Origin of the sequence: Methylophilus sp. Leaf416 (assembly GCF_001424665.1) — a bacterium.
Lineage (GTDB): Bacteria > Pseudomonadota > Gammaproteobacteria > Burkholderiales > Methylophilaceae > Methylophilus.
The window spans coordinates 24,892-46,422 of record NZ_LMQS01000005.1; the positions used below are offsets into that span (position 1 = coordinate 24,892).

Sequence of the window (21,531 nt, forward strand, 5' to 3'; positions counted from 1 at the left end):
ATTGAGGGTGCCTTGAGTTATCAATGCCAATTATTTGTTTGAGCGCTTAGAAGAAAGCTTGCTGCGATATAAGTGCAACTGCACGCGAGTTTCTTCATAAGCATCAAAAACTGCTTGATACAGACTGGAAATTGTTTGGGCATCCTCCATACTCAAGCCCAACAGGCGACGGCTGCGCTTGCTTAGTGGAATCAGGCCCATATTGGCTGATTCCCCGGCCAGTGTGTGCGCCAGCTTATGAACTTGCTCAAGTTTAAGGTCTAGCGTTTCTGTGCGCAAGTCACGGATCAAGTCGTCGGTAGTTTCGATAAATTCGGTAATTAAACGATACAAGAATGCTTCGCTGCCGCCCAGTTTCAGCAAATGTTCCATACGATTAATATCAATCAATGGCTCATTATAAGCTGCCATGTTCGCCACGCGTTCAGGGGCCTGCTCAATGGGCACGCTAACCGGTTTCACAGGCTCTTGTGCAGGTGCTGCACGTGCAACGCGTGTCGCCGCTTTGGAGGTTGGCTTGACTGTTTCACCGGTTTCAATGGTTTGGGCAACCGCTTCTATCAAAGTTTGGATCTGCCTGGAAATCACTGGTTTGGTCAGTACTTGATAGACGCCAGCGTTTAAACAGCGGTTTTGAGTTGCTTTAGTTGCATCTGCGGTCAGAATCACCGTACGCAAAGGTTTGCTGCCAGGCAAGGCATGGTAAATATTGAATACTTCCAGGCCATTCATTTCCGGCATGTTGTAGTCAAGAATCATCAGGTCAAACTGGTGATGTTCCAATGCATCCAGCGCATCATCGCCATTGTCGGCGGCTTTGACTACGCAATGCATCCGCTGCAATGTTTCATTCAAAATCATGCGATTAACTACATTGTCATCTGCAATCAATACGCGGATTTTCTTGCGGAACCGGGTGTGGCTGCTCAATGGCACCACGTTAGAGTTCACTTCTAGGTTGATCTCGTTTGTCGCCTGTTGCGTTGATGGCTCAGCATGTGCCAGAGGCAGCATTACTTCAAAGCTGGTGCCATTGGTTTCGTCGCTGGTGACATGAATTTTACCGGACATCAGTTCAACCAATTGTTTGGCAATGGATGTCCCCAAACCTGTGCCGCCATAACGCCTGGTGATGCTGCTATCCGCCTGGGTGAAGCTATCGAAGATATGTGGCAATGCCTCGGGCTTGATGCCGATACCAGTATCGCGGATCTGGAATTTGAGCATGCTCATATTGGCATAGCGCTCGGCCACAGACACAACCACATCAACGCCGCCATGTTGGGTAAATTTTATCCCATTGGCGACCAGGTTCATTAATACCTGCTCGATATGATGCATGCTGCCGACATAATGACGTTCTACGCCAGGGTCCAGATCAAAGTGCAACCATAATTGTTTGCGATCAACTTCAATCTGGAACATCAACTGAAGCCGCTGAAACATGTCAGGAAGATAGAACGCGATTTCTTCAAGGTCAATTTTGCCTTTTTCAATTTTGCTGATATCAAGCACATCATTAATCAGCTTTTTCAGGCTGGTGGCGGAAGCGCCTACCATTTGTAACAACTCGGATTGTTTGATATCGAGTTTGGATTGAGCCAATAACTCACTTGCACCAATAATGCCATTGAGCGGCGTGCGCATTTCGTGGCTGATATTCGACAGGAAATTAGTTTTGGCCTCATTGGCTTCACCGGCCTGTTTGGTTGCTTTTTCCAGGCTGATCTGCAAGCGCAAGGTATGTGGCGGAATCAGCAATAATGTGAGCAGGAAACCATAAGCCAAGTGCTGGTGCTGGTTCCAGTAAGGATTCAGGTATAAGGTGATGCTAAAACCAATCAGGCTTAATACATAACAGCCCTTAAAGAACTTGGTGCCGTAGCGCAGGCCATAGCCGATAATCAGCCATAAATAGATGCCGATAAACACGCCTGCCATCGGTCCGGAAATCATCTGTTCGACCGAGGTGGCCGTGATATCCATCACCATTGCAATCCACTGGCGTCTTTCGTTTTTCTGCGGGTTGCGCAGCGTATTTAAAAGCATCAGGAAGCCGCAGCACAAATACACCAGGCAAACACCAACCGGTTGATAGCTACTGCCATTGAATAACAGGTACAGCGTGATGAAACTAACAAAAGTAACGCGAATCAAGGCCTGCTCAGTTTCGTTACTGACGGACTTGATTTCGATTAACTTATGTTTAATTTTTCTAATTAGATCGCGCATACCTGATGACGGCCAGAATTGTTGCATACAGATGCCCTTACATGGAGAACATCTTCTAAGATATATAACGGACAACTCTTAAGATAACTTAAAGTTTAACAGGCCCGATTTGATAATCAAAGAAAGTTTACCTTTGTAGCTGCCAAGCAGTGACAGTTGCTGCCATATATGATAAAAATGCCGATGGTTTTTAAGCTTTACCCTCCATTATGACTGATCCACTCATGTCTACGCCTGTTCCAGATCAACCCTCTTTCATAGCCCGCTGTCTCGGGCGCACGCGAGCCGTGCTGCCGATTACATTTTTTATCGGTGGATTTGCCTGGGATGCGATCACTATAGGAAAGAAAGTCGCCATTCTCGATATGGTGATTTTTGCCATTTATTTACTAATGGCTGCCATTCTGATGTATCAATTGGCCGAACCGAGCGCCAGCGCACGCCGCGTCCGTGAAAGGTTGATGGGCTGGCAGTGGGTCCAGAACAGAGTGTCGAGCTGGCCCGTGCACGACTGGCCTTACTGGATATTGCAGTTTTTGTTCGGCAGTGTATTAAGCGCGCTATTCATTCTCTATTTCAAAAGCTCAAGTTATGGCCTGGCCTGGGTGCTTACTTTGGTGCTGGGTGCGCTGCTGGTCGCTAATGAGTTTATGGAAAGCGAATACCGGCGCCTAAGTCTGTGCTGGAGTATGTTCGGTTTATGCTCAATTCTGTGGTGTAACTTTGCGTTTCCTTTCCTGTTTGGTAGTGTGCATGCCGTATGGTTTTATTTAAGCACCCTGTTAGGTGCAGCTATTACATATGTGCTTTATAAACGTGCCCCCAGCCATGCCGGACGCATCTGGCCGGTATGGGTGATTGCTGCTTTATTGATGGTCGCTTATCGTGCGGACATGATTCCGCCGGTCCCACTGGTGAAGCAGGCAGTCGTGGTCGCCTATGATTTAGAAAAATCACCTGAAGGCTACTGGATGACAGTAGAGAAATCGCCGTGGTGGAATTTCTGGCGGGTGGATACTGATCATTTACGCCTGGCGCCAGGCCAGAGGCTGGTTTGTTTTTCTTCGGTATTTGCACCACAGGGGTTGCATACCAAATTAGTGCATGACTGGCAGAAAAAGGTAGCAGGGCGCTGGGTGAGTGTATCGACCGCTGGATTTTCGCTGGTGGGAGGGCGGGATAATGGTTACCGCGGTTATACCTATAAAAGCAATGTCACAGCCGGCGAATGGCGGGTAAAGATACAAACGGCTACCCGGCAAACGATTGCCGTGAGCACTTTTGAAGTGAGTGTCGGCACGCAGTCTGATTCAGACCACCGCGTGCGTATCCGCTACTAAGCGCTTATTTCTGCTGGCCTTCACACCAGGCTCGCGCATGGTCATCTTGTGCTAATGTCTGTGCTAACCACTCTAATTGTGGCTCTACAGATTGGCGCAGTGTCCAGGGTGGGTTAATTACCCACATGCCGCTGCCATGCATGCCAAACCCATTAGCGCCAGGCTGCTGCACATCGAGGCAGATATGCAAATAATCCGTATTCAGTTCACGCAGTTTATCCAGCATTTGCTGCGGTTCAGGTCGTTGCAGTCGCGGATACCAGATCAGGTAAGTCCCGGTAGAAAAACGCTTTAGGGCTTCTTTGATACAGCTGACTACGCGCGCATAGTCATCTTTGACTTCATACGGCGGGTCGATAAGCACCAGGCCGCGCTTGGTAGGCGGTGGTAAGCAGGCTTTGATTCCTTCAAATCCATCCTTGGCTTGAATCGAAACCTGTCTTTTGCAATGATCAAATCGCTGTTCAAGCAGGGCAGCATCTGCAGGATGCAGTTCAAACAAACGTAACTTATCGTCTGCTCTTAAAAAATGATTGGCGATACAAGGTGAACCAGGGTATGTATCCTTGCCTGCGATGTTGTGTGTATTTGAAAGTGCTTGCAGATAACTGGCAAAAGCTGCTGGCGGGCTGGTTTTGTGCAACCTGGTAATACCGCCAAGATACTCAGCGGTTTTATTAGCGATTGCCGTATCCAGGCGATAAATACCCGCCCCGGCATGAGTATCTACTACCCAGTAAGGTTTGTCTTTTTGATTGAAATATTCCAGCACCAGGCTGTAAATCCAATGTTTGAGAACATCGGCATGATTGCCGGCATGAAAGGCGTGTCGGTAACTTAACATGGCATAGCTCTTGAGGAGCCGCTATAAAACAATCCAATATTATAAGTCCATTTTTGTTGCGGCCTATTGTGGAATCACGCTAAATTGTTTTAGCATGCAGACATGGACAAATCTCATACAAAACACGCTGCAACGCATGACTGCTGTGGTTCAGGTCAGCAAAAACACCATGCAAAAGATGATCACCATCACGATGACCATGTTCATGGTGATCACGAGCACACTAACCCGTTTTTAATTCCTTTTCTGGCAATCACTGTTTTTGCAGTAGTCGAGTTTGCGGGTGGGCTCTGGACGCAATCCCTGGCATTACTCAGTGATGCCTGGCATATGTTATTTGATGTGCTGGCGCTCGGGTTAGCCATGTGGGCCGCGCACCAGACGCGTAAAAGCCCGGAAACCAGCCGCCTGGAGTTACGCGTTTCCATGGTGAATGCTGTCTCCATGCTTGTGGTCGCGGTCTGGATCATTATCGAAGCAATTGAGCGGCTTAAAAATCCAGTGCCTGTAGCCGGCGGCTATGTCAGTATCATTGCTGTATTGGGTTTGCTGGTGAATATCTTTGTTGCCAAGCATATGCATCATCAGCATCAACATCATGGGGGTGATGCCAGCCTCAATCACCGTGCCGCTTTTTTACACGTTCTGGGTGACCTGTTAGGCTCTGTCACAGCAATCGTCGCTGGCGTAGTGATTTATTTCACTGGCTGGGTGACTATAGATCCCATATTATCGATTGTGATTTCAGTTTTACTGTTTGCCGTCACCGTTAATTTAATCAGGGACATACGACGCGGCACTGTTAATCATCCACATTAGCTTGTACTTTAATTGATAGGAGAGCACTCATGCCATACGTGAATGTCAAACTGGCTGGTTCTGTGACTAAAGAGCAGAAAAAGCAAATCGCCAAGGAAATCACAGAAACCCTGACCAGGCATGCACAAAAACCTGCCAGCTATACCTATATAGTATTTGAGGAAGTCGAATACGAGGATTGGGCGATTGGTGGGGAGTTGCTGGGTTGACGCCTTCAAAGTTAACGTCTTGAACCCATGCACATGCGTGTAAAATACACGCATGTTTGATCCCAAACCCATACTCAAGAATTTACCGAATTTGCCGGGTGTCTACCGCATGCTCAATGCGGAAAACACGCCTATTTATGTCGGCAAAGCCAAAGACCTGAAAAAACGGGTTTCCAGTTACTTCAATAAAAATATCAACAGCCCGCGGACCAAAATGATGGTGTCGCAGATTGCGGCTATTGAAACCACAGTGACCCGCTCAGAGGCGGAAGCCCTGCTGCTGGAAAATAACCTGATTAAAGGCTTGATGCCGCGTTACAACGTGTTGTTCCGCGATGATAAGTCCTATCCCTACATTAGCCTTACCGGCGACGCGTTTCCCAGGCTGGCGTTTCATCGGGGCGCACAGCGTAAAGGGCATCAATACTTCGGGCCTTTCCCGAGTGCTTTGGCCGTGCGCGAAAGTATTCAGTTGCTGCAGAAGGTATTTAAATTACGCACATGTGAAAACACCGTATTTGCCAATCGTTCCCGCCCATGCCTGCAATACCAGATTGCACGTTGTACTGCGCCATGTGTGAACCTGATCTCGGAAGAGAATTACGCGAGCGATGTCCGGCACGCTGCCATGTTTTTGCTAGGCAAAACCAACGAAGTGATCGATGCGCTGGGTAGCGAAATGAATGAGGCCGCCGAAGCGTTTGAGTATGAGCATGCTGCGATTCTGCGTGACCGTATGCAAGCCTTGCGCCAGGTACAGGCCAAGCAGTTCGTCAGTGATTTCAGTGTCAGTGATGCCGATGTGATTGCCTGCGCCGAGACACAAGGTCAGCACTGCATTAACCTGGTGATGATCCGTGGCGGAAGGCATTTGGGGGATAAAAGTTTTTTCCCAAAAAACAGCCAGGATGCAGAACTGGCAGAAACGGTAGAAGCGTTTCTCACGCAATATTACATTTCGCAAAACACGCCGCCATTACTGGTCTGCGGGGCTGAGGTAGCCAAGGATGAGTTTGAAGAAATATTAAGTGAACAGTCTGGCCGTAAAATTAGAGTCTTAACCAATGCCATTGGCGATAAGAAAGTCTGGCTGAAAATGGCGCAAACGAATGCTGAGCTGGCGCTACAGCAACGATTGGCAACTTCAGCCAATCAGCAAGCGAGACTGATTGCATTGCGTGAAGCACTGCATTTATCGGAAGGCACAGAGCGGATCGAGTGTTTCGATATCAGTCACACCATGGGTGAAGCGACTGTTGGCAGCTGCGTAGTGTTTGACCGCGGCGATATGCAAAATAGCGAATACCGGCGCTACAACATTACCGGCATTACGCCAGGCGATGACTATGCGGCCATGCGAGATGTATTAACCCGGCGCTATCGCAAAGTGGCGGCGGGTGAGGGCAAGCGGCCTGATCTGGTGTTTATTGATGGCGGTAAGGGTCAGCTAGGCGTTGCTATCGAAGTCATGCAGGAAGTCGGTCTGGACGATATCTTGCTGGTCGGCATTGCCAAGGGCGAGGAACGTAAGCCCGGGCTGGAAACCATGATCTTTTCGGATACGGGTGAAATGCTGAATTTGCCGACCGATAACCTTGGTTTGCATTTGCTTCAGCAAATCCGCGACGAAGCGCATAGATTTGCCATTACCGGTCACCGCGCCAAACGAGCTAAAGCGCGAATTACATCCAGCCTGGAAGAAATCGAAGGCATCGGCGCCAAGCGGCGCAAAGCCTTGCTGATGCGTTTTGGTGGCCTGGATGGGATAAAAAGTGCTAGCATAGATGAAATTGCCCAAGTCGAAGGCATTAGTCAGGCATTGGCGCAAAGCATTTATGAACGCCTGCATTGATTACTTTCAAGCGACATCAATAAGAAACAGATATCTATGTGGACTATCCCCAACCTGCTAACCTTGCTGCGTATCGCCATGATTCCGGTGTTCGTCGGCATGTTCTACTTTCCAGCCAATGCAGTGACAGCACAAGGTTTACCCGCCCATTGGGTCAACCTGGCGGCTTCTTCCGTATTTATGCTGGCCGCATTTACCGACTGGCTGGATGGCTACTGGGCACGCAAATACCAGCAGATGTCAAAGTTCGGCGCATTCCTGGACCCGGTAGCAGATAAATTAATGGTTGCTGCAGCACTCATCGTGTTGGTAGAGTTAAATCGGGTAGGGGCCGTGGTTGCCCTCATCATCATAGGTCGTGAAATTGCGATCAGTGCTTTACGCGAGTGGATGGCCAGTATCGGTAAAGGTGCAAATGTTGCAGTGGCCGTGGTGGGCAAAGTGAAAACTGCAGCACAAATGCTCGCCATTATCCTGTTGCTTTGGTACGACCCGCTGTTCGGGGTGAATATCCAGTGGTTGGGCGAGTGGTTAATCGTCATCGCTGCATTATTGACCCTGATTTCGATGGGTTATTACCTTAAAGCAGCATGGCCTGCCATCCGCGAAACCATCTGAAAAAGCATTCCTGCATAAAGTCTGGTTTTTTCATAAATCTTCCTTGACACAGGGTCAAAAATCATTAAAATGCCAGCTTCCTTACGACGCATGGCGCAAGGAAATACGCGGGAATAGCTCAGTTGGTAGAGCGCAACCTTGCCAAGGTTGAGGTCGCGAGTTCGAGACTCGTTTCCCGCTCCAAATTCAGGGGAAAGCACTGCTTTCCCTTTTTAACATAAGTGGTTTTTATGTTGTTGGTTCTGGCGCGATAGCAAAGCGGTTATGCCGCGGCCTGCAAAGCCGTTTAGGCCGGTTCGACTCCGGCTCGCGCCTCCAGATATGCGGGAATAGCTCAGTTGGTAGAGCGCAACCTTGCCAAGGTTGAGGTCGCGAGTTCGAGACTCGTTTCCCGCTCCAAATTTCTCTCAAGCACGTCACCTAAGAGGGTATGCAAAACCCTTCAAAGTGTTAGAATACGCAGCTTGACAGACCTACCGCCCGGATGGTGAAACTGGTAGACACAAGGGACTTAAAATCCCTCGGCTTAACGGCTGTGCCGGTTCGATTCCGGCTCCGGGCACCATTACACAAAATCAATACCTGTTTATTCGACTAAGTCAATAAACAGGCCCAGCCTAAACATCCCGCAGCCCTTTTTCACTGTCCAGGCGTATACTGAGATATGTTGTAGAGACTACATTTCTTGTCAGCCATATAGACTCAAAGGAACTGCCAGGTCTATCTTGTATCTATTCATATAAATAATAATCTTTGCCATGGTGACGCAGGTTTTTTTTGCAGTAAATCAACTTGGAGTGTTTATGAAAAACATACTCATCCTGCTCATGGCCATTCATTTGTCGGCATGCATAACCACGCCTCAAGTGAAGAGTAGCGAAGTGGCACCGGCGCAAAATTACCAGTTCGCAGGCGATAATGAATCCACCAAAATTACCGGTTTGCTGGAAAAGTACGGCAATGACTGGGCCTATCACGGTGCGTTTCTGACGGTTAAAATTGGTAACGAGGAAGTGATCGTGAGAAAGCCTGTCGATAGATATAATTTTTCAGGCGAAGTTGGCGGCAATACTTATCGTGACAAAAAGGTAAGCGCTTCATGCATAGGTTATGCGGTGACGGATAGATGGACGGATGTGCATTGTACTGTCTTCGTCGGCAATGAGCAGACAGTGACGCTGACATTCTAGTGGGTTGTAGTGGTTCCACTTACTCTAGTGCCGCTGTAATATCCTTTATCAACCTAAAGTGGGCGTTGTTAATTCAATGTCCACTTTGCATTTAATAGCATGTAAATAGTTTTTCCCTTTTTAATCAAAGAATTAATTTCAATCAAATATGGTTACCTTATAAAAACATATAAGGAGGCAATCATGAATTTCAATACTATTGATGCTGTCAGCAAAATCGGGCATACGAATACAGCGCTTAAATTTAATAAGAAAGATATTGAAGACTCTGTAGAACAAAACACTACTGCTAGCAAAACTTTCCTAAGTGAATCTACCTCTCAAAAAATGGGTGTGAAAGATCCGTACCAGGAATTGAGCGACTTTATGAAAATGACGGATGCGCAAAAGATGCAATATCTCTGGCTCAAGAAACACGGCATTTCACAAGAGGAGTTTGATGCCATGAGCGGTGAAGATAAACAGAAGCTGGTTGAAAAAATGCAGGAAGAACTGAAAGCTCAGATGAAAAACGCAATTGAGTCACCAGAGAAAACATCGTTATCCTTAGCCTAATCTGCGACTAATCCTGCGCACAAAGTTTGTTCGCTTTCCTAACGTAAAAACAATACGTAAGCCCTTTCTGACAGCAGAATACGTTTTATCTTATGCCTTCGCCACAATGAAATAGTTATCCTGAGTTTGCTGATTTCAATGAGCTTGTCTCATTTAGAACGCGGCATCGAACGGTGCCTTTAGGTACCGTTTTCTTTTTGATGAGAGCAATTTCTTATGCTTCCATAAGATCGCTGCATTAGGCTAATTGCTTGTCACACCTTAAAAAAACTAAAAATGAAGAGTGAATAGACTGAGATGACAATGAAAGAAACCTGGGTATTGATTAAAAGCGCTTTTACTTCGTGGAGCGATGACTACGCACAAAGTATGGGTGCTGCTCTGGCGTATTACACCATGTTTTCGATTGCACCTCTATTGCTGATCGTGATTTCTATTTCGGGCTTGATTTTCGGGCAAGAAGCGGCACGTGGCGAAATCATTGGCCAATTGAATAATCTGATGGGCGAGCAGGGTGCAGAAGCGGTGCAGACGCTGCTGCAAAGCACCAGTCAGCCACTTGAAGGCGTCACCGCAACCACTATTGGCATCATATTATTGCTGGTCGGTGCCACCAGTGTCTTTGGTGAGCTGCAAGATTCCCTGGACCGTATTTGGAAAGCACCGGCAAGAGCCAAGAGTGGTGTGTGGAAACTGATTCGCGCCCGATTATTGTCTTTTGGCATGATCATGGGTATTGGGTTTTTACTGATGGTTTCGCTGGTATTCAGTGCAGGCTTATCAGCCATGAGTAAATGGTGGTCACCGGTATTTTCCAGTTGGGTGATGGTGGCTAGCATCTTCAATTTCATATTCAGTTTTTTACTGACCACAGGCATGTTTGCCATGATCTACAAAATCATGCCGCGCGCCAGGATCCGCTGGAACGAAGTGTGGATAGGGGCACTACTAACCGCGGTTTTGTTTACCATAGGTAAATGGTTAATTGGCATTTATATCGGCAGAAGTGCGATTTCAAGCGGTTACGGTGCCGCCGGTTCTATTCTGGCCTTACTGATCTGGATTTATTACTCTGCACAGATATTCCTGATTGGCGCCGAGTTTACCTGGGCTTATTCGCATATTTTCGGTTCACGAAAAGGCAGGGATACACCAGAAGACCTGGCGATTGCTTTGGTGGAGAATGGCGCTAAAACGCTGGAGTCTGACAGCAAAATTGCGCAAACCGTGCGTACCCAAAAACGTAAGCCCCGGCTTAAATAGGCTTCGCTATATCATTTAACCTGCATACAAATTTAATTTCTACATTATCAATTCTAATATTATATAAAATTGTATAATGACTCCGGTTCCAGCCTCAGTATTGATCCCGATCAATACAATTGTCTAACAGCAACGATAGGCTGAGAAGACTCCAGGTCTTCAAACCGAACAAGAGTTTAAATGTGGGAAGTAGTGTGATTTACGTTGAATTAAAATCTGTCATTCTAAAAAAACAATTGGTGTGGGGTAGAACCATCACCATCACCGAAATAGCCGATGCAAGCGGGATCAGTCGCATGACCCTGCATCGTATGCTCAAAGACCAGACCTACAATGCCAGCACTGATCACCTCAATAAGCTGTGTGCTTACCTGGAATGTACATTATATGACGTGGTTCGCTGGGAGCCGGATAGCCCTAATTTGCAGGAATATGTCGCCTGAGCTACACTCGTTTCTGTTTCCAAGCAGCCTCTCGAATACAGTTCCTTCGCAAAAGCCTTGTCAAAAACTGCATTGTTTACGGCTTTTTCTCCCAAAGCTTTAATTAAAAGCGCTGATTTATAAAAACCTGCAGAGCCATGGTTTTACGTGAGTTTGAGGCCAGGCAAAGGCTGGTAGGGTGTTTCGGGTAATGCTACCCGTTTGAAACAGTTAAGTTGACTGGTTTTTCCAGCGTTTTTTCTGCAATCCATATCTACGCAAACTCACAATAATAAGAGAAATTTTTTGGAATTTCTTTTATGCGTTTGTCGTCCGATGTCTCGTCGTCTGCTCACTCCCTGCAAAGGGATTGCAGCTATTGGATGCAACAGCTTGTTGAAGCCTGGAAACAGGGCGACTGGCCTGTGTGCCTGACATTGGCGCAGAAAATCACGACTGACTTCCCCGAGGAAGGCCTGGCCTGGAAGTTACTGGGCAGCCTGTATCAGCAGCAAGATCAATTAAGCGCTGCCGTAGAAGCCTTTTCACAGGCAGGAAAATTGCTGAAGAAAGATGCCGAAGTATTCTATAACCTTGCGAATGTACATGCACAGTTGCAGGAGCATCCACAAGCAATCAAACATTACCGCCAGACGCTCAAACTAAGCCCGGCCTTTAGCCGTGCCTATGCAAACTGGGCGAGCGTACTAAAAAAAACCGGTCAATTGAAAGAGGCCGAAAAACTATTGCGCCGCGGCCTGAATATTCACCAGCAGGATGGCCGTGTCAACTTTGAACTGGCAACCTTGCTGCATGAAGCAGACAAGCCATTGGAAGCGATCCAGTATTACCGAGAAGCGGCCGCTATCGAGCCAGGCAATGCCATCATCTTTTTTAACATGGCGGTCGCGCTGGAGCTATTGGGTAACGAAAGTGAAGCCATTCAGGCCTATGAAACAGCTATTGCACATCAGCCAGACTATGTGGAAGCTTATAGCTATCTGGGCGCGCTATATCTTAAAAAAGCCAATTTTAATGAAGCGGAGCAATGGCTGCTTGCGGGCTACGCTGTCAACTCGCAAGAATTATCCATATTAAAAAATCTGGCCAAGTTGTACCGGGTCACGCAACGTACACGCGAGTATCAGCATTACGTTGACCAGGTCATGCGCATGCAAGACTTTAATGCGGAGCAATTGAATAATGTAGCCGCTGAATTACTGGATCAGTGCCTGTACGCAGAGGCTGAGCGCTATTGCAATAAAGCTTTGGAGCAGGACCCGGGTAACCCTTATATTTATGGCAACCTGGGGTTGATCGAGAATGCACGTTCAGCGTTTGACAAGGCATGCCTCAACTTTGAAAAAGCCCTGGAGTTGTTGCCTGATTCTGAGGTGATACTGAGCAATTACAGTATCAGCCTGCGCCTGTTGGGCCGCTATCCTGAAGCGATTGCCAGCCTGGAAAAAGCCATTGCGCTCAAGCCTGACCACCTTTCAGCTTATATCAACCTGAGCAGTATTTACCTGGATCTGGGCAAAGCTGAACTGGCGATTGAGATACTGGAAAAAGTACTGGTGCAGGACCCTGACCATGTTATGGCGCTGAGAAACCTGTTATTTTCAGATAGCTATGTGAATTACCTGACTGAAGAAAAACATACTGCCTATGTTGCCAGACTTGGGCAGTTAATGATGCAGGAAAAAACGCCGTTCGAGGCATGGAACATCCACAAAAATGACCAGCGCTTACGCGTAGGCATTGTGTCTGCAGATCTGAGACGCCACCCGGTTGGTTATTTCATTGAAAACTGGGTAAAGCATTTTAATCCTGGCCAGCTGGAAGTCTATGGCTACTCTACCGATGGTCGTGAAGATGTACTCACGCACGAATTAAAAGGCTATTGCAACGAATGGCGCTCGCTGGCTGGTTTGACCGATGAACAGGCTGCACGCCTGATTCATAACGATGGCATTCATGTTTTACTGGATTTGTCCGGCCTGACCGGCGGCACACGCTTACCTGTATTTGCCTGGAAACCGGCGCCGGTACAAGCTGCCTGGCTAGGTTACTGGGGTACCACTGGCTTGCCGGTGATGGATTATGTGATTGCTGACCCTGTCAGTGTCAATGCACAGGTGGCAAAACGCTTTACCGAGCAAATTGCCTATCTGCCGCATACCAGATTGTGTTTTACGGCACCGCCATTCGACATTGCCGTCAATGCCTTACCTGCTGAACAATCGGGAGTTGTCACTTTCGGTTGCTATCAAAACTACACCAAGGTCACCGATGCGGTATTAACGCTTTGGGGACGCATTTTTGCAGCGCAGCCAGCAGCCAGGTTACGCTGGCAGTGCAAGACCTTCAACGATGCCGCCGCCAGGGCGGAAACCGTCGAAAGATTAGCTAACGTTGGTATCAATGCCGAGCGTTGTGAATTGCTGGGGATGGTGACGCGGGAGGCTTACCTGAAGAGCCATCACGCAGTTGATATGATCCTGGATACTTTCCCTTTCAGTGGCGGTACCACGACTTGTGAAGCCTTGTGGATGGGTGTACCTACCCTGACATTGTTGAGCGATACGCTGATCGGTCGCCAGGGTGCCAGCATGCTGACCTGCGCTGGTTTGAGCGACTGGGTGGCGGAAACTGCTGATGAATATGTAGAAAAAGCGGTGACATTCGCCAATGATTTGCCGGCTTTGGCCACCACGCGATTAGGTTTGCGGGCAAAAGTGTTGCAGTCACCATTGATGGATGCTGCACTATTTGCGCAAGATTTTGAAAGGCTGTTATTCAGCTTGTGGCAGCAGGCCACATCCGGCCTGACGGAAAATCAGCTACTTGCTCGCGCGCCAGTTCAGGCCGTGTTTAGCGGTGAGCAACCTGTATGGGTAGTCAGTGCCACACGCATGAGCGAAGAAGCCTTCTGGCGCGATGCGGCGCTGGGTAAATCTTTAAAACGTCATATGCGCCAGGATGCGCGACTGGTTGCCAGGATCGCTTGTGAAAACACGCGCGGCCTGTCCGAGATTTTTAATGACGCCATTGCTGCTGCGCCTGATGATGCCTTGCTTGTATTTATCCATGACGATGTCTGGATTGATGAAAATACTTTTGTACAAACAATCACTGACGGCTTGCAGCAATACGACGTGATTGGGGTGGCCGGTAATGCCCGTATTCAGCCCGGCCAAACCGGCTGGTGTTTTGTCGATACCAAATTTACTTGGGATGACACCGCTTATCTGCGTGGTGCAGTCAGTCATGGCCAGCACGCATTCGGTCCTGCATCCTCCTATGGAGAACCTGCCGGTGCTGCGCAATTAATGGATGGCGTTTTCCTGGCCGCTTATAAAAAGCGACTGGTCGAATCACAGGTGAGCTTTGATCCGCAGTTTGACTTTCACTTTTATGACCTGGATTTTTGCCGTACCGCCACCCGTGCCGGATTGCAACTGGGTGTGTGGCCTTTGCGCATGACCCATCAAAGTGGCGGTGCATTTGGTACCCAGCGCTGGCGGGATAAATACCTGCAATATGCGCAAAAATGGGAACCAGCATTGCAAACACCATCCGCAGCGCTGGAAGCCTCCATTGCTGAAGTGTTTGACCAGGCAGCTGCGGAGCAGCAACTGGGCCGGTATGCTGCAGCACGCGCGCTGTACCAGGAAATCCTGCAGATTCATCCCCGGCATGCATTGTCATTACATAACCTGGGCCTGATTGCCTGGGATGAGCAACAGCACACGCAAGCGATTGCTTTATTTGAGCAGGCTCACAGATTGGAGCCCGAGCAATGGCAATTATTGAGTAATTACCTGAATGCGTTACACGGTTCAAATGACCCTCAATTCCAGGAAGTACTGGGACAGGCATTGCAACGCGGCCAGCATACGCAAGCACTGAACGCTTTGCTAGCCTCATGGGGATTGGCAGAGCAGGCGACCAGTGTTCAAGCCCTGGAAGCTGAGGAGGCGGATTTACTTGGTCTGTTTGAGCTTGCCAAATACACCGAGATGCAACAGCGTTTGGACAGTGTGTTGCAACAGCACCCGGACTGGCTGAACGGCTGGAAAATGCTGAGCGACGTACGCATGTTGCTGAAGGAAGATGCACGCGAGCCGGCCAAGCGCGCCCTGGCACTCAATGCTAATGACCCGATAGAGCATTGCTATTACGGCCTGGTGCTGAAAGCACAGGGTGATTTGACCGCTGCCGTCCAGGCATTTGAACAAGCCATCGCACTGAAACCGGATTACGCAGCTGCCTACAATAACCTGGGTATTGTGCTGAAAGACCTGGGTGCCGTGGATAAAGCGATCGCCCACTTTAAACAGGCACTGACATTACAACCTGGCGATGCCGGTTGTTTCAGCAACCTGCTGTTTTGCATGAGCCATGCGCAAGGCATTCCCGCAGCAGAATTATTGCAGGCCCACCAGGCCTATGCAGAATTATATGAAGCACCGTTAAAAGCTCACTGGCAGCCACATGACAATGACCGAGACCTGGATAGGCCACTGAAAGTAGGCTTTGTGTCTGCTGATTTTAGGGCGCATTCCATTCCCCATTTCCTCAAGCCATTGTTGCTTGGCTTGGCAAGTAACCAGCAACTGGAGTTGCATGCTTATTACAACCATCCAATAAGCGATCAAGTCACCGCAAAAATGCGTGAATATTTTGCCAGCTGGAAAGACGTCACTGAGCAGTCTGATGAGGCTCTGGCAAATACAATCCGCCAGGATGGCATTGATATCCTGATTGATTTATCCGGCCATACCTCAGGTAACCGCCTGCTGACATTTGCCAGGAAACCTGCGCCTATCCAGCTTAGCTGGCTGGGCTATATGAACACCACAGGCCTGGCTGCTATGGATTACTACCTGACGGATGAGGCATTGACGCCGGTTGGTGAGTTTGATGCCCAGTTCACTGAAAAACTGGTGCAGTTGCCGGTAAATGCGCCATTTATGCCAGATACAAGCATGTCTGAGGTTAAGCCATTGCCTGCGTTAAGCAATGGTTATATCACCATTGGCTGCTTTAACCGCCCGAACAAAATCACGCAGGCCACCGTACAGTTATGGGCGCAGCTAATGCAAGTTGTACCAGATAGCCGTATGATCCTGGGGGGTATATCCTCTTCAGAGAATGGCAGTCATCTGGTGAGCTGGTTTCAGGAGGCAGGCATCGCGGGTGACCGCCTGCAACTGGTTGCGCGCAGTCACATGGCTGACTATTTACAGCAATACCATCGTGTAGATATTTGCCTGGATACCTTTCCGTCGAATGGGCTCACCACTACCGCCCATGCCTTATGGATGGGTGTACCTACGCTTTGCCAGGTAGGTGATCGCCTCAACAGCCGCGGTGCAATGGCATTGATGCAGCATGCGGGTTTAAACAACTGGATTGCTGCAGATGCACAGGCCTGGATAGCTCAAGGGGCCACTTTATGTGCTGATCTTGCAGCGCTGGCAGAAGTACGTAACGGCATGCGTGAGCGCTTGCAACAGTCATTGTTGTCACAGCCTGCCAAATTGTCAGCCACCCTGGCTGATGCATTACGCGTGATGTGGCAACGCTGGTGCCAACACCAGCCTGCACAATCTTTTAACATGCACTTGCTTGCAGAAGAGAGCGACGCCCTGGCGTCACCTGCAACCCAACTGACCGCAACCAAACAAATGACCTTAAAAGGACCCACCATGGAAACTTTAGCGATGCAATCTGCCCCTGCGGAAACAGCTTTAGACTCACAAAACGCTCACCAACAGACACTGGAACAAACCGTTGAAGAAGTCTTGCAACTGGCGATACAGCACCAGGAAAAAGGAGAGTTGGCTGAGGCAGCAGCGCTGTACCAGGAGATTCTGGGGATTGCCCCGAAACATGATGTGGCTTATTACGGGCTGGGGCTTATTGCTTTGCAGGAATCCGCTAAAGCAGCGTTGCCATTACTAGAGCAGGCTGTGATCCTGGCACCACAAACGCAGGATTACTGGACTGCCTATGTGCACGCCTTAATGCAAACCACGAACCAGAAAGAAGTGACTGAGGTCATCGCTTTCGCCAGACAGCATGGTTTGTCCGAAGCAGCGATTCAGCAACTGAACCAGGCTTGCCAGGAATTTTACGCGCAGGCTGCGCCGGTGAATGTTGCACTTGTTGCCACAGGCAACCAGAAGCCAGCAACTGTTGGTGGTTATATTTACCGCGCGCAAGACAACTTTTACCAGCGTGCGCAGGCGGAAGCCTTTGGCTATGAGGATGCCGGTAATGCCGAGCAACGTTTGTATGACATCATCCGCCAGGCCCGCGACAAAAGTGTATTTTCGGATGAATTGGCTTCCAAAGCGACTGACTGGCCCAGCTATTACCACCTGACTTCACAACGCGCAAACCTGTTGCGTCCTTTTGCAGAGAAAATAGCTAACGGCAAGGTACTTGAGCTGGGTGCCGGTTGTGGTGCGATCACACGTTTCCTGGGTGAGCTGGGCGGGGAAGTGGTCGTGGTGGAGGGCAGTCCTAACCGCGCCCGTATCATCGGCCAACGCTGCGCTGAGTTAAAGAACGTCAATGTATTCTGCGATTTGATCCAGTCTTATGAGACGGATGAAAAATTTGATGTCGTCACTTTGATTGGCGTGCTGGAATACGCACAAGTGTATGTCAAGGAACCTAATCCGCTGCTGACTTTACTGCAAAAAGCCAAGTCTTTCCTGAAAGAAGACGGCATGCTGATTGTGGCGATTGAGAACCAGCTGGGCCTGAAGTATTTCAACGGCGCGCCTGAAGACCATATGGGTCAGGCGATGTATGGTATTAATGATTCCTACAGCACTACCAGCCCGATCACCTTCGGCCGCGTCGAGCTCGATGCATTGATCCGCAGCGCCGGTTTTGAAACGACAGAACTGTATGTGCCACTGCCTGATTACAAAACACCGGTCACTGTGATTTATCCTGAAGGGTTTAACATTGCGCATAAAGCAGCAGGCTGGGATATCGGTGCTTTGGCTGCCGGTTCAGTCGTGCATGACAGACAATCGCCACGTCATCCTACCTTCTCGCTGGAAAATGCATGGAAAGTCCTTGCCCGCAATAACCTGGTAGAAGACATGGCCAACTCGTTTATGTTCGTGGCTTACCCTACGCAGCAAACCGGCAAACAGCATCCTGAGGTACTGGCAGCCCATTATGGTTGCCAGCGCCAGGCAGTGTTCAGCAAGGAAACCCAATTCGTGCAGGCTGACAAGGGATTGGTAACACGCACGCGTAATACCGGTGAGACTGTCAAACTGCTGACAGCAGACTGGGAACAATCTCCATACCACGGCGGTACTTTATGGATGGATAAACTGACCCAGTTGGTGAATCGTCCCGGATGGCATGTAGAGCATCTGGCTGCCTGGGCTGAAGTATGGGTAAAAGCACTTGCTGCCAATGCAACACAGAGTGGACATACCCTTCCGGAGTTTGCCGGAGCAACAGATTTGCTGCCATCAAAATACTTTGATGCCACACCGACTAATTTCGTGATGGATACACAAGGGCAAGGCCACTTCTTTGACCTAGAATGGGACTTTGCTATTCCGCTGCCAGTGTCATTTGTGGCATTGCGTGGCCTGTTCCTGACATTGCATCGCATCCGTGGCTGCGCCAAGCCGCATGCGAATACGCCATCTAATATTGGAGGCTTGTCACTGGCTATCCTGGAGATACTGGGGTATACCTACCAGGATCATGAGTTGCAGGCGTTTATCAGTGTATTCAACCGTTTGCAGAACCTGATCCAGGGCTTGCCGGAACAACATGTGAATGGCTTGACGGCGGAATTCTCCCGCGCTGTATTGCCGGTGCGTCAGCTGTTTACTTAATGAACGGGGTTTGATGAAAGAAAGCCTGCCATTGCGAAGTGGCAGGCTTTTTTATGGTTGCTGGATATGAAGCTCAGCAGACTAGCAAACTGTACGCTTAGTTTGCTTGCAACAAAGAGCAGTAGCTTTGAGGGTTTAATCGGTATTTCTTTGGTTATTCACCTATGTATTTCGCCTTTATGCGAGTTACTTTTCTTTGCTTGCCCAAAGAATAAGTAACCAAAAGAAAGGGCACCCTAGCTCCGCTTGTTTCCTGCGTTGCTCGTCAAAATAAGCGGTCGCGAAACTCGCCCTGACAAGCCACACACTTCGTGGCTTGTTGCGGAGCTCAGACAGTCGCACCCTTCCTCCTTATTTTGACTCCGCTACTCGGCGCGTCAGATAGGGAACCCTGAAAGACACTACGCAGTTATTTGGGTAAGTTTCCTAACATTGCATCCCGCTCGACTAGCGTAAGAAAACAAATCAAAAGCAAAGCAGAAAGATAGTTGGCGGGTTCGTCTTAAATTACACAGGTGCTTAGCGCCCTCAATCCCAACCCGTTTAACTAACGTTCCATCGTGATGGTTTTAAACGGGCCCCTATCTGACGCGCCGAGTAGCGCAGTCAGCGTGGGAGTCTTCGGCCAGCGTCTGTTTGAGTTCCGCGGTGGCTTGCGTTCTTTGCAAGCCGCTAGGGCGAGTTTTGTTGGACGCCCACGTTGACGAGCAACGCAGGGAAAAAGCGGAAGCTAGGGTGCATTTCTTTTGGTTACGTTTTCTTTGGGCAAACAAAGAAAAGTAACTCGCCTAGAGGCGAAAAAGAACGCTTAATACACCCTAAGAAATACCGATTAGGAACTTCACATATCAGCCAGCAGGTGAGTACAATCATGTTGCGCTAAATCCCTGCCAGCACTGAAAATCTAGAACATCGTTTCCATGCATTTACGGATATGCGGAATAGAAGCCGCTGAATTAGGCGCATGCTTGCTCAGTTTCACCAGCGTCTGCAATGCCTTATCCGCCTTTTGCTGCAAACAATATACTTCCGTCAGATTGCTCAGCGGAATCGCAGGGTTTTCCTGCGCGAAATGCACCGCTTTTTCCAGCAGCATCTCGGCATCTTCAAATTGCCCCTGGCTGACCAGCAAGGTACCCAGGTCGTTGTAGGGTTCCCAGCAGGTACTGCCTTTTTTGATCAGCTCCAGCATGATCTGGGTAGACAGTTGCATATCGCCTTCTGCAGCCAGCTGTTCTGCATGCTGGTAAGTCGTACGGTCGATTTCCACCTGGGCTGTCAGTGGTGGTGTCGGTAATGGCTGGCATTGCAAGGCTGCGACCATATTGTCCACAATCAATCTGGCGCTTTCACCAAGATGGGCAAATTGCTGTTTTTTATTCGTATCAATCTCGGTCTGGTATTGCTGCGGATTCTCCAGCACATTCAATACGGTGTCGCGCAGGTTGGCGCGTGTGGTTTTGGTGACATAATCATATGGCACGCAAGCCGGTCTTGGCGGGTTGGTGTCAGGAATCACCCAGTCAATCACTGCCACGCCGGGCACGTCCAGCAGCAAAGCTTCGGTCAGCACACTGGATTCGTCAGATACCATGACATCGGCCAGCCCCAGGCAGTACATAATGCTGATCTCGCGATCAATCACATAGACATTGTCGGCGCAGCCTCTGTGCAGGGCATCCATCTCGTCAATATTATTCAGCACCCAGCGGTATTTTTCTGACCAGGGCGCCTGTTTCAGCAGGAGGTTGACCGGCAAATCTTTTAACGCCTGTACAAAGTCATCCTGCTTGCCGTGGTTTTCCCATGAAGGAGCATATAACACAGAGCGCTCGTATTTCAGGCCCAGTTGCTCGCGCAAGGCTTTTGCCTGCTGCTTGAATTCATCCTGGTTGCGGTAGACCAGGTCGGCCTTGGGCCAGCCCAGGTCAAATACGCCTAATTTAGGCCTGGCCTTGGCAAATACTGCCTGTGTTTGCCAGCGTTCTACCCAGTTGGCGCCGGGTACGATGCCCATATCAAAGGCATCCCACGGTTCGTGATGCCAGAAATGCGGCCAGATATCATGGCGCTGTGCCAGATCGTGCAGCAATATGATGGAAAAGCCGGCATTGGGCTTGCAAGCATGCTCGCAATAGACACCGATTTCAGCATATTGCCTGGAATCCATGCTCCATTGAATCGGAAAACCTCTGCCTGCCGCTTCATCCGCGATAGGTGCTAATGCCTGGCGCTCGCAATTATCGGTATAAAAGAAAGTAATCGCAGGCAGGGTGCTAAGTGTGGATGTCGTCATGATCA

13 protein-coding genes and 4 tRNA genes are annotated in these 21,531 nt (G+C 49.1%); 14 read left to right on the forward strand and 3 right to left on the reverse strand.

The window, feature by feature from the left end; all coding sequences use genetic code 11:
* Positions 1 to 30: 30 nt before the first annotated feature.
* Positions 31 to 2,259 (reverse strand): ATP-binding protein, encoded by a 2,229-nt coding sequence (locus ASG34_RS12260; RefSeq protein WP_235559795.1) that lies wholly within the window; start codon positions 2,257 to 2,259, stop codon positions 31 to 33.
* 197 nt (positions 2,260 to 2,456) lie between these two features.
* Here ASG34_RS12260 and ASG34_RS12265 point away from each other — a divergent pair, with 197 nt between their 5' ends.
* Entirely contained in the window at positions 2,457 to 3,572 is a 1,116-nt protein-coding gene (locus ASG34_RS12265; protein ID WP_055831435.1) for a DUF2914 domain-containing protein, read from the forward strand.
* A 4-nt stretch (positions 3,573 to 3,576) separates the two neighbouring features.
* On the opposite strand, the gene ASG34_RS12270 is transcribed toward ASG34_RS12265, so the two are convergent.
* On the reverse strand, positions 3,577 to 4,416 hold the full coding sequence (locus ASG34_RS12270; RefSeq protein WP_055830974.1) for a 23S rRNA (adenine(2030)-N(6))-methyltransferase RlmJ: 840 nt from the start codon (positions 4,414 to 4,416) through the stop codon (positions 3,577 to 3,579).
* A 102-nt stretch (positions 4,417 to 4,518) separates the two neighbouring features.
* On the opposite strand from ASG34_RS12270, the gene ASG34_RS12275 reads away from it, so the two are divergent.
* The 13 genes from ASG34_RS12275 (at position 4,519) to ASG34_RS12335 (ending at position 19,230) form a co-directional block, all read left to right on the forward strand.
* Positions 4,519 to 5,235, forward strand: coding sequence for a cation diffusion facilitator family transporter (locus ASG34_RS12275; protein ID WP_082504906.1), 717 nt, complete (start codon positions 4,519 to 4,521; stop codon positions 5,233 to 5,235).
* A gap of 29 nt (positions 5,236 to 5,264) precedes the next feature.
* Entirely contained in the window at positions 5,265 to 5,444 is a 180-nt protein-coding gene (locus ASG34_RS12280; RefSeq protein ID WP_055830975.1) for a tautomerase family protein, read from the forward strand.
* Between the two features lie 52 nt (positions 5,445 to 5,496).
* Positions 5,497 to 7,296, forward strand: coding sequence for an excinuclease ABC subunit UvrC (gene uvrC, locus ASG34_RS12285; RefSeq protein WP_055830978.1), 1,800 nt, complete (start codon positions 5,497 to 5,499; stop codon positions 7,294 to 7,296).
* Between the two features lie 36 nt (positions 7,297 to 7,332).
* The gene (gene pgsA, locus ASG34_RS12290) at positions 7,333 to 7,914 is read left to right on the forward strand and encodes a CDP-diacylglycerol--glycerol-3-phosphate 3-phosphatidyltransferase (protein ID WP_082488080.1); all 582 of its coding nucleotides are present in this window, start codon (positions 7,333 to 7,335) and stop codon (positions 7,912 to 7,914) included.
* 107 nt (positions 7,915 to 8,021) lie between these two features.
* Positions 8,022 to 8,097 (forward strand) — tRNA-Gly (locus ASG34_RS12295).
* A 61-nt stretch (positions 8,098 to 8,158) separates the two neighbouring features.
* A tRNA-Cys gene (locus ASG34_RS12300) sits at positions 8,159 to 8,232 on the forward strand.
* A 5-nt stretch (positions 8,233 to 8,237) separates the two neighbouring features.
* Positions 8,238 to 8,313: transfer RNA gene (locus ASG34_RS12305), tRNA-Gly, on the forward strand.
* A 79-nt stretch (positions 8,314 to 8,392) separates the two neighbouring features.
* A tRNA-Leu gene (locus ASG34_RS12310) sits at positions 8,393 to 8,479 on the forward strand.
* Between the two features lie 238 nt (positions 8,480 to 8,717).
* Positions 8,718 to 9,104, forward strand: a complete 387-nt coding sequence (locus ASG34_RS12315) for a hypothetical protein (protein WP_156376487.1) — start codon at positions 8,718 to 8,720, stop codon at positions 9,102 to 9,104.
* 183 nt (positions 9,105 to 9,287) lie between these two features.
* Positions 9,288 to 9,659: a hypothetical protein gene (locus ASG34_RS12320; protein ID WP_055830981.1), complete on the forward strand. Its 372-nt coding sequence runs from the start codon at positions 9,288 to 9,290 to the stop codon at positions 9,657 to 9,659.
* 303 nt (positions 9,660 to 9,962) lie between these two features.
* Positions 9,963 to 10,922 (forward strand): YihY/virulence factor BrkB family protein, encoded by a 960-nt coding sequence (locus ASG34_RS12325; protein ID WP_235559796.1) that lies wholly within the window; start codon positions 9,963 to 9,965, stop codon positions 10,920 to 10,922.
* Between the two features lie 239 nt (positions 10,923 to 11,161).
* Positions 11,162 to 11,365: a helix-turn-helix domain-containing protein gene (locus ASG34_RS14190; RefSeq protein WP_255352322.1), complete on the forward strand. Its 204-nt coding sequence runs from the start codon at positions 11,162 to 11,164 to the stop codon at positions 11,363 to 11,365.
* Between the two features lie 362 nt (positions 11,366 to 11,727).
* Positions 11,728 to 19,230 (forward strand): O-linked N-acetylglucosamine transferase family protein, encoded by a 7,503-nt coding sequence (locus ASG34_RS12335; RefSeq protein WP_235559798.1) that lies wholly within the window; start codon positions 11,728 to 11,730, stop codon positions 19,228 to 19,230.
* Positions 19,231 to 20,134: 904 nt separating this feature from the next.
* Here ASG34_RS12335 and ASG34_RS12340 read toward each other — a convergent pair.
* Positions 20,135 to 21,526, reverse strand: coding sequence for a tetratricopeptide repeat protein (locus ASG34_RS12340; protein WP_055830986.1), 1,392 nt, complete (start codon positions 21,524 to 21,526; stop codon positions 20,135 to 20,137).
* Positions 21,527 to 21,531 lie beyond the last annotated feature (5 nt).